13 protein-coding genes are annotated in these 12,987 nt (G+C 63.6%); 7 read left to right on the top strand and 6 right to left on the bottom strand.

The annotated features are described in order from the left end of the window. Nucleotides 1-61 precede the first annotated feature (61 nt). From FJ543_RS12495 to FJ543_RS12485, 3 genes are all read left to right on the top strand, one after another. Nucleotides 62-1,093 (top strand): histone deacetylase family protein, encoded by a 1,032-nt coding sequence (locus FJ543_RS12495; RefSeq protein WP_140875262.1) that lies wholly within the window; start codon nt 62-64, stop codon nt 1,091-1,093. Nucleotides 1,094-1,565: 472 nt separating this feature from the next. Continuing rightward, entirely contained in the window at nt 1,566-2,276 is a 711-nt protein-coding gene (locus FJ543_RS12490) for a helix-turn-helix transcriptional regulator (RefSeq protein WP_041163672.1), read from the top strand. Next, the gene (locus FJ543_RS12485; protein ID WP_140875260.1) at nt 2,273-3,043 is read left to right on the top strand and encodes a helix-turn-helix transcriptional regulator; all 771 of its coding nucleotides are present in this window, start codon (nt 2,273-2,275) and stop codon (nt 3,041-3,043) included. Before FJ543_RS12490 ends, FJ543_RS12485 begins: the two co-directional genes overlap by 4 nt. A gap of 24 nt (nt 3,044-3,067) precedes the next feature. Here FJ543_RS12485 and FJ543_RS12480 read toward each other — a convergent pair whose 3' ends face one another. Genes FJ543_RS12480 through motA form a run of 6 tightly spaced genes read right to left on the bottom strand, consistent with a single transcriptional unit; the run spans nt 3,068 to nt 7,901 of the window. Then, the gene (locus tag FJ543_RS12480) at nt 3,068-3,502 is read right to left on the bottom strand and encodes a hypothetical protein (protein ID WP_015315925.1); all 435 of its coding nucleotides are present in this window, start codon (nt 3,500-3,502) and stop codon (nt 3,068-3,070) included. Next, complete coding sequence (flhB, locus tag FJ543_RS12475) at nt 3,499-4,581, bottom strand: flagellar biosynthesis protein FlhB (RefSeq protein ID WP_140823147.1); 1,083 nt, start codon at nt 4,579-4,581, stop codon at nt 3,499-3,501. Before flhB ends, FJ543_RS12480 begins: the two co-directional genes overlap by 4 nt. Nucleotides 4,582-4,584: 3 nt before the next feature. Next, nucleotides 4,585-5,598, bottom strand: coding sequence for a flagellar motor switch protein FliG (locus FJ543_RS12470; protein WP_140619464.1), 1,014 nt, complete (start codon nt 5,596-5,598; stop codon nt 4,585-4,587). A 43-nt stretch (nt 5,599-5,641) separates the two neighbouring features. Beyond that, on the bottom strand, nt 5,642-6,028 hold the full coding sequence (gene fliN, locus FJ543_RS12465; protein WP_015315922.1) for a flagellar motor switch protein FliN: 387 nt from the start codon (nt 6,026-6,028) through the stop codon (nt 5,642-5,644). Nucleotides 6,029-6,045: 17 nt separating this feature from the next. Then, on the bottom strand, nt 6,046-6,993 hold the full coding sequence (locus FJ543_RS12460; protein ID WP_140875258.1) for a FliM/FliN family flagellar motor switch protein: 948 nt from the start codon (nt 6,991-6,993) through the stop codon (nt 6,046-6,048). Nucleotides 6,994-7,025: 32 nt separating this feature from the next. After that, nucleotides 7,026-7,901, bottom strand: a complete 876-nt coding sequence (motA, locus tag FJ543_RS12455) for a flagellar motor stator protein MotA (protein WP_015315920.1) — start codon at nt 7,899-7,901, stop codon at nt 7,026-7,028. 156 nt (nt 7,902-8,057) lie between these two features. Between motA and FJ543_RS12450 the strand changes: the two genes are divergently transcribed. Genes FJ543_RS12450 through FJ543_RS12435 form a run of 4 tightly spaced genes read left to right on the top strand, consistent with a single transcriptional unit; the run spans nt 8,058 to nt 12,831 of the window. Beyond that, complete coding sequence (locus FJ543_RS12450) at nt 8,058-9,869, top strand: DUF1217 domain-containing protein (protein ID WP_140875256.1); 1,812 nt, start codon at nt 8,058-8,060, stop codon at nt 9,867-9,869. A gap of 2 nt (nt 9,870-9,871) precedes the next feature. After that, nucleotides 9,872-10,597, top strand: coding sequence for a flagellar basal-body rod protein FlgF (gene flgF, locus FJ543_RS12445; RefSeq protein ID WP_140661819.1), 726 nt, complete (start codon nt 9,872-9,874; stop codon nt 10,595-10,597). A gap of 1 nt (nt 10,598) precedes the next feature. After that, nucleotides 10,599-12,014: a flagellar protein export ATPase FliI gene (gene fliI, locus FJ543_RS12440; protein ID WP_015315917.1), complete on the top strand. Its 1,416-nt coding sequence runs from the start codon at nt 10,599-10,601 to the stop codon at nt 12,012-12,014. After that, a complete protein-coding gene (locus FJ543_RS12435) occupies nt 11,995-12,831 on the top strand; it encodes a hypothetical protein (RefSeq protein WP_140661818.1) in 837 nt (278 codons plus the stop codon). The genes fliI and FJ543_RS12435 overlap by 20 nt, the downstream gene beginning before the upstream one ends. Nucleotides 12,832-12,987: the final 156 nt, after the last annotated feature.

The raw sequence follows: 12,987 nt of genomic DNA, 5'->3' as shown, positions 1-12,987 counted from the left end.
CGGAAAACCGCTTCACACTTTTCCTGGAATTGCCGTAGCTTCGCACTTCGAGAGGAATTTCATGAAGACTGTCTATTCGCCACTTCACGCCGGTCATGCCGGGCAGATGGAACTGGTCACCTCAGCCATCGTGCCCGGCTTCGAAAAGCCCTCGCGGGCGGAGTTCATCAAGGCGCGGGTCGAAAGCGAGAAGCTCGGACCGATCATTGCCCCGGTCGAGCACGACCTCGCCGCCGCCAAGCGCGTCCACAGGGCCGACTACATCGACTTCCTGCCGACCGTCTGGCCACAATGGATCGCCGAGGGCCATGCGGGCACGGCGATGCCCTTCACCTGGCCGACGCGCGGCCTGCGCGGCGACGTGCCGCCCAAGCGCATCGACGCCCTGCTCGGCTATTATTCCTTCGACGGCGGCGCCACCTTCGTCGAGGGCACCTGGGCCGCTATCAAATCGTCCTTTGACGTCGCGCTGACCGCCGCCGGCCTGGTCAAGGACGGCGAGAGGTCGGCCTTCGCGCTCTGCCGTCCGCCCGGCCACCATGCCGGGGCCGGCTTCATGGGCGGCTATTGCTACATCAACAACGCGGCCGTCGCCGCGCAATGGTTCCGCGACCAGGGCGCCAAGCGTGTCTCGATCCTCGACGTCGACTATCACCACGGCAACGGCACGCAGGAGATCTTCTATGACCGCGCCGACGTACAGGTTCTCAACCTGCACGGTGATCCGATGGTCGAGTACCCGTTCTTCCTCGGCCATGCCGATGAGCGTGGCGCGGGGGCCGGCGAAGGCTTCAACCTCAACTACCCCATGCCCTTCGGCACCGGCTGGGATGCCTGGAACGTGTCGCTGGAGGATGCCTGCGCCAGGCTCGCCGCCTACGCTCCCGACATCGTCGTCGTCTCGCTCGGCGTCGACACTTTCGAAAAGGACCCGATCAGCCAGTTCAAGCTGAAAAGCCTGGATTATCCGAAGATCGGCCAGCGCATCGCCAAGCTCGGCCTGCCGACGCTGTTCGTCCAGGAAGGCGGCTATGCCGTCGAGGAGATCGGCATCAATGCCGTCGGCGTGCTGACCGGGTTCGAGGATCGGTAGAGCGGTCGTCCAGAAAGCGCAGCGCCTGCGGGGAGGACGGGCAAAGGAAGGGTGGCGGCAGCAGCCCTTTTTTGTATCCTGAGGCGCCGCGTAAGCCCATCGCAAAAATCATGGCCGGCCTGCGCGGCTCGATTTCCGTGCCCAGGAAATGCAAAGAAATTGGCCGCTGAGTCGCAGGCCGAGTCCACCGGATTCGATTTTGTCAAATCGCGTTTGATGTCGGATTCATCTGCGGGTAGATTAGACCCGAATCAGCCGGTCCTCGGGGGGGCGCGGCGACCACCCAAAGTCTCACGTTCCGGAATTTTTCCGGCGCTAGACGCGGATGTCTCGCGTTCCCTGAATGGATTCCGTCTGGTTGGGCGCGGCCCCGCGCCTCGTGTGTGTCTCGTAAAAGTAACGCGTTTTCGGGTTCGGCAGCTGGCACTCCAGCAGCCGGGCATCAGAATTGATTCCGACCAAAAAGCAGCAGATGAGCAGTCCCGCCGCGCCTCTTCAATCCGACACATTGGGCTCGCGCCTGACGTCGCGCGGTGATCTCACCTCCTTCTTCATGGAGCTGACCGCCGAGATCGGCGCCGACAGCTACATGCTGGTCGCCATCGTCCATGACCAGGACCGCAACGATGCACGTATCGTGTCTTCGAACTGGATCTTCGACGCCATCGAGTTGATCGGCAAGCGGCTGATCGCCGGCCTTGCACAAGGCCCGCTCACCGCCGCACCCGGTATCCGTCCGACGCCGCTGGTGGCGGCCCAGGCGCCGGATGCCGGCGGGCTGGTCTCGGGCGAAGAGGCTCGGCTCCTCGACGTGCTCGGCCATGCCGAGGTCTATTCACTGCGGCTGAATGTCGGCCGTCAGCGCCTGTTCGCGTTGTTCTCGGCGGCCGCCGCCGGCCGGATCGACCAGCCGGCGCTGATGAAGGCGCAGCTGAAATGCTGCTACGCGCTTTCGCACATCCCGCAGTTGATCGCCGCCGCGGCGATGCAGGATCCGCTGTCGGACCGCGAGCGCGAATGCTTGTTCTGGGTCTCGGAAGGCAAGACCACCGACGAGGTGGCGGTGATCCTTGGCGTCTCCTCCAACACCGTCAACAGCTACATCACCCACGCCATCCAGAAATTCGCGGCCTCGAACCGTGCGATGGCCATCGCCACGGCGATCAGGAGTGGCATCATTTGAAACACGCCGACATCAAGGAGGCCGCGGAGGCCCTTTTCAACGAGCAGCGCAGCCCGTTCGGTGCCTTCTCGCTGGGATCCGACACACATCACGCCGTCACCATTCCCGATGCGGTGCGCCGCTGCCGCTGGATCTCAGTCGACATCAATGCCTCGGCCTTCGGCCTGTACTTCGTCAGCCCGTCGCCGGAGCGCGCCCGGCTGGTCCCGTGCTTTGATTCAGATTATCCAGGCGTCGCGGTGGCGACCAAGTTCATTTCAGGCGCCAATGGCGAGGACATCGTTCGCCATAGCCGGATTTCGACCGAGCCGCGCTGGTGGACGGATGATGGCGTGGCGGCCATGGCCGACATGTTCGGCAATCTCGCCTGGACCGGACAGATGGCGCCGCTGACACCCGGGTCGAGCGGCATTGCCTTCCCCGTCCATGCCGATCGCGATCAATGCGGTCTTGTCGTCTTCCTGGGATCGGAGATCGCGCTGCCGCAGGATGCGCTCTACGAAATTCACGCTCGCTGCTTCTCGCTGTTCGCCGCCGTCGCGCGGATGCGTCCGGGAGACGTCGGCAGAATGCGCTCGATCTCCAAGCGCGAGCTTGAATGCCTGAAGCTGACCGCCAACGGCAACACCAGCGAGGAGATCGCGCGGCTCCTGAAACTGTCGGTGCACACCGCCAACCAGTACCTCACCCAGTCGACCCAAAAGCTCAATGCGGTCAACCGCAACCAAGCGGTCGCCAAGGCGTTGCGGCTGGGGCTTATCGAGTAGCCGCTCTCGGCTGAAGGAAGCGCTTTAGAACGCCAGCGGTTCGACCTTGCGAATGCGGGCCTGTTCGATCACCGCCTCCAGCAGCGCCGTGTTGTGCCCGGGGTCTTCGCCCGGCTTTTCAAACGACACGTAATTGACCAGGACCGTGCTGCCGGTCTCGCTCAGCGTCAGCTGGAAATAGACGGTCACGCCGGGCGGCCTGAGTTCCAGATCGAGCACGATGCGCGGGCTGCCGCTCCAGTCGACATGTGCCTCGCCGCCATGACCGAGCCTAAGCGTACCCGGCATGAAGAACAGCTCCGCCGCTGAATCGACCAGATCCGACAGGCAGGCGAAATGCTCCAGCCGGATGAAGGCGATATAATCGGCGACGTCGATCAGCCTGAGCTCCACCACCACCTGTTCGATGGCGCTGGCGACGATGATCTCGCGGGATTTTGCGTGCGGTTGCCGGTTCATGAAATCTGTCTGCGCTCAGCCTTTTTCGAGTAGACGATCCGCACCAGTTCGGCGACGGCCTGGTAGAATTGTGATGGGATCACATTATCGACCGAAACTTGCTTGTACATGGAGCGGGCGAGCGCCACGTCCTCGAAGATCGGGATGTTATGCTCCTTGGCGATTTCGCGGATTTTCAGCGCCACCAGATCCTGCCCTTTCGCTACGACCAGCGGCGCCGAATCTTCGTCGCGCACATATTTCAGCGCAATCGAGAAATGGGTCGGATTGGCGATAACGAGCGTCGCGCGCGGCACCGCGGTCATCATCCGCTTACGCGCCCGGTCGCGCGCCAACGAGCGCAGGCGCGACTTGACGATCGGGTCGCCTTCGGACTGCTTGAACTCGTCCTTGACCTCCTGCTTGCTCATGCGCAGGTCCTGCTTCCAGTGAAAGCGCGACCAGACGATGTCGATCGCCGCGATCAGTCCCATGACGAAGACGATCGCCACCAGTATGTCGACGGCGATGCCACGGATGACGAGGCCGAAAGCGACGGGGTTGGTGATCATCCCGGCAAGCAGCTTGCGGTGGTCCTCCGACAGGGTGAAGGTGAGCACGGTGATGGCGAAACCGACCTTTGCGAGCGATTTCAAAAACTCGACCCACCCCTGGGCGCCGAACATCCGGTTCCAGCCCTTGGCGATCGATATGCGCGACATCTGCGGCCTGATCCGCTCGCCGACGAATTGCGGCATGTTCTGCAGCACCGAGGCGCTGATGCCGGCAACCGTCAGCAGCACCAGCAGGCTCACGACGGCGCGACCCACTTCGAACAAGACCTGCTTGTAAAGCGCGATGACATCGGTCTCGGTGTCCATCGGCCAGGCCTCGGGCTTCTCCAGGAACATCGACAGGAACGTGCTGAGATCGACGACGGCGTCCTTGGCATAGAAGACTGTGAACACCAGTATGGCGACGAACGAGGCGAGGAGCGCCGTTTCCCTCGAATGGGGCAGCTTGCCCTGTTCGATGGTATCGCGGATCTTCTTTTCCGTTGCCTCTTCGGTTTTCGAGTCCTTGTCGGTGGCGTCGGACATGCCTTAGGCGGCGTTCTGCGTCGAGGGAAGTTCGAAGGCCCCTTCGCGCGACAGGCGGATGGTGGTCGTCACGATCGTCTTGCGCGCGGCCATGATGTCGGCGGCCGGGACACCCTCCGAGCCTTGCCCGAGTTCGGCCTCGATCATGCGTCGCGAGCGCGCGCCGATCGCCGACAGCACCGCCTCGGCCAGTGCGGCCGACGTGCCGCGCAGCGCCAGCGTGACAAGCTCGGTCGACAGCCCGTCGAACAAAAGCACGCGCGCCTTCTGGGTGAGCAGCGGCAGGTCGTCGAAAGCGAACAGCCGGGCACGGACACCGTCGAGGTCGGGCGTGCCGGCGGCTTCGAGATCCTGCATGACCTCCTCAAGCAGGGGCTTTTCCAGCTCGTTGAGCACGCTGGCGACGCGCGCCTGCCCGGCCGAAGTGTCCTTGGTGGAGGTATCCGACAGCACGCTGGAGCGCAGCCGGTTCTCGACGATCCTGGTGGCGGCGGCCGGAACGTTGGCCATCGTCACCATGCGCTTGATGATCTCGCCGCGCATCGGCTTCGTCAGTGTCAAAAGCACACTCGCCGCCGCCTGCGGCCCCAGTTTCGACAGCACCATGGCCGCCGTCTGCGGGTGTTCGCCCGCTAGGAACGCGCCCAGCCGCGAGGGTTCGAGCTTTTCGAGATCGGGCCAGATCGGCGGCGGCCCTTCAGGCGCGACCTCGAATTTCTTGTCCCCCATGATGGCGCTCATCTCTTCGGGCGAAAGAGACTCGTTGAGAATGGTGTCCATCCTGTCGGCGGAATCGAGCAGGCCGGCGCCCTCGGTGAACTCGGCCTCGAATTCGGCGACGATGCGCTCGAGATCGCTCTGCGGAATGGTCCTGAGCAGCCGCGCGCCCTCGATCAGCGCCTTCAGCTCTTCCTGCTTGAAGAATTTCAGGAGACGGCTGGCGGACGGTTTGCCCATCGCCACCAATATGGCGGCTGCCTTCTGCGCGCGCGTCAGGGTCGTCAGCGGCGTCGTCATGCCTTTCGCCTCCGCTGCCACCGGCGAGCTCCGCGATCCATGTCTAGGCGCCCTTCGTGCCGGCGATGATTTCGGTCAGCCTGATGCCAAAGCGCGAAGGGTCGCTTTCGAGCACGGTGATCTCGCCGCGCGCGATCTTGCGGCCGTTCACCACGACATCGACCGGCTCGCCGATGCGGCGATTGAGCGCGACCGTCGACCCCTTCTGCAGCGCCATCAGATCGGCAACCGCCATCTCGGTGCTGCCGAGGATGATCTGGACATCGACGGGGATGTTCATGATGACGCTTGAATTGGCCCCCGCGGCAGCCCGGAACGCCGCATCGGGGCGCTGCTCTTCTTCGTGCAGGACCCCCCGCAATTCCTCGATGGCGCGATCGAGCTGCTCGTCCGGCTGGTCGAGCTCTGCTTCTACCTTGGTCTTGGCCATGCGTCGTCTCCAAAAGCTCAGGCGCGCCCGGCACCAGCCGGCATGAGCCCATCGATGAAATCCTGCCCGGCATCGAAAGGATGCCTGATTCGGACGGTGTAATTCTGCCCCAGTTTGCCGAACTCGCATACGAACAGCGTCTGGCCGCGCGCGCCGAGGCGAGCCCGCGATTGCGCCGTTTCTTCGAAGTCGATGACCTGGCCCACTTCGAGGTTGGCGAGGTCGCCCAGCGTCAGCCGCGCCAGCGGCATGGTGGCCTCGAGCGCTACGGTCGAGCGCATCACCTCTTCCGAAAAGCGTGCCCGCCAACTGGTTCCATGATCGTCCTCGCTGATGCTGGCCGTGGCATCGCGGCCCGCCAGCACGATGCGCTGCGGCATCGTCACGGTAATCGAGCCGCTGTCGACCGGCGTCGAGATGCCAAGGACGATGCGGATCGCGGCACCGTCGCGCAACACGTGCCGCCTGGCCTCGATCCCCGACATGGCGCGGGGTGCGGGCAGCCGCAGTTCGAGCGAGCGCCGCCCCGATCCATTCAGCGCCTGCGCCACTTCCTGGAGCACCATGCTCGAGACATCGGTCTCGATCGACGACAGCTCGCGCTCGATCGGCGACACCGGCATATCCGGGTCGCCGCCGAACAGGGTGGAGACCATGATCGCGATTGCGGGAGCATCCATGACGAGTGTCATCGCGTCCGAGGACGCCGGCGAGCCGACGACGGTCATCGCGAAATTGTCGCCGGCGCGTGAGCGCGCCTCCGGGACGCGGCTGACCTCGACGGCCTTGAGGTCGACAATTACGGGAATGCCGAGCTCGCCCGAGAGTCCCTTCTGCAGCAGCGGCACGGCGCGTTCGGCCATGGCACGGCCGGCGTCGACGACCTGATCGGTCTCGCCGCTGTCGCCGACCAGACGCTCGATGATCAACGAACGCGCCTGCGAGGGGCTGCCCGGACTCGTCATGACAGTTTTGGCACCGATCTGTCGCGCATCGCTCAGGCAGCCTTCTTCTCGGCGCTGCCGGTGTTCATGGTGCTCTGCTCGACCGCGTCGATGGTCGGCCGTTCATAGGAGGAGATGGTCTTGCGGCCGAACTCGATCGCCACCTGCGGCAGCGCACCGTTCATGTAGGCGAGCAGCGTCTGCTTGACGATGATGTAGAGGCGGTTCTTCTTCTCGCGCACCGTCTTGATCTTGGTGGCGACAGGTCCGACCACCGCATAGGACAGGAAGATGCCGAGAAAGGTGCCGACCAGCGCCGCGCCGATCAGGCCGCCGAGGATTTCCGGCGACTGGTCAAGCGCGCCCATCGCCTTGACCACGCCGAGCACGGCGGCGACGATGCCGAGCGCCGGCAGGCCGTCGCCGACCGCGACCAGCGCGTGATAGGCCTTCATCTTGTCGGATTTGATGGTCTGGATTTCCTCGTCCATCAGCGCCTCGATCTCGTGTGAGCGGGCATTGCCGATGATGATGATGCGGCAGTAGTCGCAGATGAAATTCATCAAATCGTGATTCTTGAGCACCGTCGGAAAGGCCTGGAAGATCGCCGACTCCTCCGGATTGTCGATATGCGCCTCGACCTCGCTGCGCGACTTGGAGCGCAACTCGCGCATCAGGCTGTGCAGCACGCCGAGCGTTTCCAGATAGTCCTGCTCCTTCGGCACCGCCTGCTTGAAGGCTTCCAGAATGCCCTTGCCGGTATCCTTGACAGTCTTCATCGGATTGGCGACCAGGAAGGTGCCGAGTGCGGCGCCGCAGATGACCACGGCTTCCCATGGCTGCACCAGCACGTGCAGATGCCCGCCCATGGCCATGAAGCCGCCAAGGACGCAGCCAAGCGTCACCACAAGTCCAATCAGAATGCCCACGACCGGTCCTTCCGCATTTCACGTCGGACAAGGGATAGTCCCCGTGCCTTGTGTGAGGCTTGAATCCGAGCCGCCATGGCACGAAAGTTGGCGATTCAGTTTCGCGCAAGGAAGTGAGCTTATGGTGCTGGCATAGCTTCGGCCGGAGGCGCGTCCTTGCTCAGTACCTATACCAGCTACCAGTTGATCACCAAAGACATCAACAAGTCGATCGACCGCATCGAGCAACAGCCGACAGTCGACCGCGATACCCAATATTATCTCGCCAACATCACCAAGGTGAAATCGATCGACGATTTCGTCAAAAATGACCGGCTGTTCAAATACGCCATGAAGGCCTACGGCCTTGAGAACATGGACTACGCCAAGGCCTTCATGGTGAAGGCGCTCAAGGAAGGCGTCTCCGATCCCAACAGTTTTGCCAACAAACTGACCGACAAGCGCTACGCCGCGTTCGTCAGCGCCTTCAATTTCGCCGCCAACGGCCCCAATGCGACGATCTACAACAAGGCGCAGCAACTGGTGACCAGCAACTATGCGCTGCAAGTCCAGATCGGCGCCTCGCAGGCAGGACTCTCCTACTACCAGAGTGAAACCGCTTACTACGTCACCAACATCTCCAAGGTGAAGTCGATCGACGACCTGATGGGCAACAGCCGCCTGCTGACATACGCGATGGCCGCGTTCGGCCTCGACGCCGAGACCGAACCGGCGGCAACCGTCAGGGCCATGCTCGAAGGTGGCGTCAGCGACCCCAACAGCCCCGCCAACAAACTGACCGACAAGAGCTACGCCAACTTTGTCTCGGCCTTCGACTTCGCCCAGTATGGCGATCAGACAACCACGCGCGATGCTGCCCAGCAGGCGGTGCCGAAAGGCTATGTGGCCGGAACCGGACTGAAATTGGTCGAACCGAGCGCCCAGTATATCAAGGGCGAGGCGGACTATTACGCGGCAAACATCTCCAAGGTGAAGTCGATCGACGATCTCATGGCGGACAAGCGCCTGCTCACCTTCGCCATGGCTTCCTACGGATTGGATGCGTCGACCGAAAAGCCGCTGCAGATCAGCACGATGCTGGCGGGCGGCGTCAGCGATCCCAACAGCCCGGCAAACAAGCTGACAGACAAACGCTACGCCAACTTCGTCACGGCGTTCAACTTTGCCCAATATGGCGATCAGACAACGTCGCGCGACGAGGTGCTGAAAGACACGCCGAAGATCTACACCACGGGGTCGGCGCTTGGCCTGATCCCGCCGAACGCGGACTCCATGAAATCGGAGACCGCATACTACCTTGCCAACGTCACGAACGTGAAATCCATCGACGACCTGATGGCCAACAGCCGGTTGTACAACTATGCGCTCTCGGCTTACGGACTCGATCCGGCGACGGAAAGCAAGGATCTCATCCGCAGCGTACTGACCGGGGGCATTCGCGACGCCGACAGCGTCGCCAACAAGATGACGAACAAGGCTTATGCCGGGCTCGCCGCCGCTTTCAACTTCGAGCAGTACGGCGAAGCAGCCACCACCATCAATCCGGCGCAGCAGCCGACCGTCGACAACTACATGCGCCAGACTCTCGAGGAGGACGCCGGCAAGACCAATGAGGGCGTGCGGCTGGCGCTCTATTTCGACCGCAAAGCATCAACCATCACCAGCTGGTACGACGTGCTGGCCGACACGGCGCTTGCCAGCGTGGTGCGCACCGCGCTGGGGCTGCCCGATTCTTTCGCCACCGCCGACATCGACAAGCAGGCGCAATTGTTCGGGCAGAAGCTCGACATCTCGGATTTCACCGACCCAGTGAAACTGAACAAGTTCCTGACCCGCTTCACCAGCATGTACGAGATCAACAATCCGACCTCGACGGCGGTGACGTCGGTCAGCGTGCTCTTTGCCAAACCGGTCACATCGGGCATCTCCACCGACCTGATGATGGCCATGCAGAAACTGAAGTTCTGATCATGCGAGACAGTCTCTACGTTGCCCTCTCCGCGCAGATAGCCCTCGAGCGCCGGCTCGACACGATCGCCGACAACGTCGCCAACGCCAGCACCGTCGGCTTTCGCGCCACCGGCGTGAAGTTCGAGGACGTGGTGTCTGGCGCAGGGCAGAAGTCGGTTTCGTTCGCCTCCTCCGGCAAGACCTTTATGTCGGGGGCTCACGGCGCCATGACGGAGACCGGCAACCCGTTCGATTTCGCCATCCAGGGCGACGCCTGGTTCGCCATCGACACGCCAGTTGGCACCGTCATGACCCGCGACGGCCGTTTCTCGATGAACGAGAATGGCGAGCTGATGTCGGTCGAGGGCCATCCGGTGCTCGACGCCGGCGGGGCGCCGATCCAGCTCGACCCCCGCAACGGTCCGCCCAAGGCCGGCGCCGACGGCTCGCTGCGCCAGAACGAACAGCTCGTCGGCTCCATCGGCCTCTACAATTTCGACCCGGGCGAGAATTTCGTGCGCTACGGCAATTCCGGCATTGTGCCCGCACGCACGCCCGAACCGGTCACCGACCGCTCCGACATCGGCGTCGCCCAGGGTTTCCTCGAGGAATCCAACGTCAATCCCGTGCTGGAAATGACCCGGCTGATCATGGTCCAGCGCGCCTTCGAGAACACTGCCGCGCTGATGCGGCAGACCGATTCCTCCGCCGAGGAGGCGATAAAGACGCTCGGCTCGAAGTCGTAGCATGTCGTCAGAGCAGCCAGCCCTCCGCGCACCCGAAAGACAGCTCCAGCCGGCGCCGCTGGATCGGCTTGCCGCTTTGGAGCGGATTATCAGGCGCTTTGGCGACAGCGACGGGCTGGTCAAGCGCGGCGGGCTCGTCACCGAAGTCACATCAACGCACTACAAGGTGCGCGGCCTTTCCGATTTCACCAGGCTGGGTGACATTGTCGAGCAGCGCGGTCAGTCCGGCTCGCGCCGCGGCGAGATCGTCAAAATCAGCCGCGACGAGGTTGTGATCGCCCCCTTCGAACGCAGCGCCGACGCCGGCATCGGCGATGCCGTGTTCCGCAGGGGTCCGCTCGCGGTGGCGCCGCATGCCTCGTGGCGCGGCCGCGCCATCGACGCGCTCACCCGGGCAATCGACGGTGGTCCGCCCTTGGTCAGGGGCGACGACATGTCGGCGGCCGCCGCGACACCCGGCGCCATGGCGCGGCAGCGCGTCGGTACCGCCTTCATGACCGGCGTCAAGGTCATCGACATCTTCACGCCACTCTGCTTCGGCCAGCGCATGGGCGTCTTCGCCGGATCGGGCGTCGGCAAGTCGACGCTGCTTGCCATGCTCGCCGGCGCCGACGCGTTCGACACCGTCGTCGTGGCGCTGATCGGCGAACGCGGCCGCGAGGTCCGCGAATTCCTCGAGGATACGATCGGCGACAGCATGGCCAAGACCGTGGCCGTCGTCGCCACCAGCGACGAGAGCGCCATGATGCGTCGGCGCGCGCCAGACACCGCCATGCGCGTCGCCGAGCATTTTCGCGACCAGGGCCACCGTGTGCTGCTGGTGCTGGATTCGATCACCCGCTTCGCTCACGCCCTGCGCGAGGTGGCGACGGGAACCGGCGAGCCGCCGGTTGCCCGCGGCTATCCCGCCTCGGTCTTCACCGAACTGCCCAAGCTGCTCGAGCGCGCCGGGCCTGGAACCGAAGGCCCAGGATTGGAAGGCAAGGGATCGATCACGGCCATCATTTCCGTGCTGGTCGACGGCGATGATCACAACGATCCGGTCGCCGATTCGGTGCGCGGCATCCTCGACGGCCATGTCGTGCTCGACCGCGCGATCGCCGAACAGGGGCGCTATCCGCCCGTCAATCCGCTGTCGTCCATCTCGCGACTGGCCGGCAAGGCCTGGAGTGTCGAACAGCGAGCCCTGGTGACGCGGCTGAAGTCGATGATCTCCCGCTTCGAGGACACGCGCGACATCCGGCTGCTCGGCGCCTATCAGGGCGGCGTCGACGCTGAACTCGATATGGCCGTACGCCAGGTGCCCGTCATCTATGAGGCGCTGACGCAATCGCCCAGGGACCGTCCGTCCGCCGATCCGTTCTCCGATCTTGCCCGCCATCTCAAGGGAAAGCAGAATGCCGAACCAGGAGACTGAACGCCAGTACACCGAGCGACTCCTGAACGAGATGATCGCCGAAGCGAACGCCGCGGAGCAGGCTCGAGCGGAGGAGGCCAGGGTCGCCAGGGCAAACGCCGCCGCCGCCATGGCTGCCCGGACCGCGGTTGTTCTGGCCAAGGCCGTCAAATCGGCTCTCCCCAGATCCGAGCCTTTGCCGGCCCGGACTGCCGAGCCCCCTGTGAATTCCCTTCCCCGCGTCGAGGCTGCCGATATGGCTCAAGCCAGTCGCGAATCGCTGATCGATGGTCTGTTTGCCGCCAGCGAATGGCCGCAGCCGCCAAAGCCGCAATTCCCCAGACTGGGCAAGAAGAAGGCGGACCGTCGCAGCGACGTCGTCATCGCCGCGCTCGGCATCACGCTCGGCCTGACCTGCGCCCTGTTTCCCTGGTACATCTTCTTCAACCAGGACCAGTTCGGCGTGCAGGCGATCAAGTTCGGCGGCACCGGTACCAATTCGGGACGTGCGGGAGGTGGCGTGGTCGCCGAGCGCAGCGCGCCGCTGACCGCCAGGGACGTTCCCAACGCCGATGTAGATCTGCTTGCCACCGGCACGGTGCAGGACGATTCCAAAACGCAGCCGCCCGGCGAGCAACCCTTCCCCGCCGACATCGCGAAGTTCCGCATGGTCCATGTCGCCAATGGCCGCGCCATGATCGAGGACGACACCGGCCTGTGGATGGTCCAGCGCGGTTCGACGCTGCCGGATTCCAGCAAGGTATCGGCGATCGAGCAGCGCAACGGCAAATGGGTCATGCTCACCAGCGCCAACCAGGTGATCGAGCTTTCCAGATAAGCCGTCACGGTTTTGTGCCGAGGATGATTTCAGGTCGGATCGTCCTGAAATCATCCGTCTCCATTTCAAGGGATGGAGCATGATGTCGTCCGAAAACCGCTTCACCGTTTTCGCCTTCACGTTCCAGCGACCGATCGCAAGGTCCGCGCAAGACTG

Origin of the sequence: Mesorhizobium sp. B2-5-7 (assembly GCF_006440875.1) — a bacterium.
In the GTDB taxonomy this organism is placed as follows: Bacteria; Pseudomonadota; Alphaproteobacteria; order Rhizobiales; family Rhizobiaceae; genus Mesorhizobium; species Mesorhizobium australicum.
Note: the sequence above shows the minus strand (reverse complement) of the source record. Positions and strands in the feature narration are given on the sequence as shown.

Bases quoted from the DNA above. Each gene is read 5' to 3' on its own strand.
- FJ543_RS12495 (WP_140875262.1), top strand. From the start codon at position 62: ATGAAGACTGTCTATTCGCCACTTCACGCCGGTCATGCCGGGCAGATG.
- FJ543_RS12490 (WP_041163672.1), top strand. From the start codon at position 1,566: ATGAGCAGTCCCGCCGCGCCTCTTCAATCCGACACATTGGGCTCGCGC.
- FJ543_RS12480 (WP_015315925.1), bottom strand. From the start codon at position 3,502: ATGAACCGGCAACCGCACGCAAAATCCCGCGAGATCATCGTCGCCAGC.
- flhB (WP_140823147.1), bottom strand. From the start codon at position 4,581: ATGTCCGACGCCACCGACAAGGACTCGAAAACCGAAGAGGCAACGGAA.
- FJ543_RS12470 (WP_140619464.1), bottom strand. From the start codon at position 5,598: ATGACGACGCCGCTGACGACCCTGACGCGCGCGCAGAAGGCAGCCGCC.
- fliN (WP_015315922.1), bottom strand. From the start codon at position 6,028: ATGGCCAAGACCAAGGTAGAAGCAGAGCTCGACCAGCCGGACGAGCAG.
- FJ543_RS12460 (WP_140875258.1), bottom strand. From the start codon at position 6,993: ATGACGAGTCCGGGCAGCCCCTCGCAGGCGCGTTCGTTGATCATCGAG.
- flgF (WP_140661819.1), top strand. From the start codon at position 9,872: ATGCGAGACAGTCTCTACGTTGCCCTCTCCGCGCAGATAGCCCTCGAG.
- fliI (WP_015315917.1), top strand. From the start codon at position 10,599: ATGTCGTCAGAGCAGCCAGCCCTCCGCGCACCCGAAAGACAGCTCCAG.
- FJ543_RS12435 (WP_140661818.1), top strand. From the start codon at position 11,995: ATGCCGAACCAGGAGACTGAACGCCAGTACACCGAGCGACTCCTGAAC.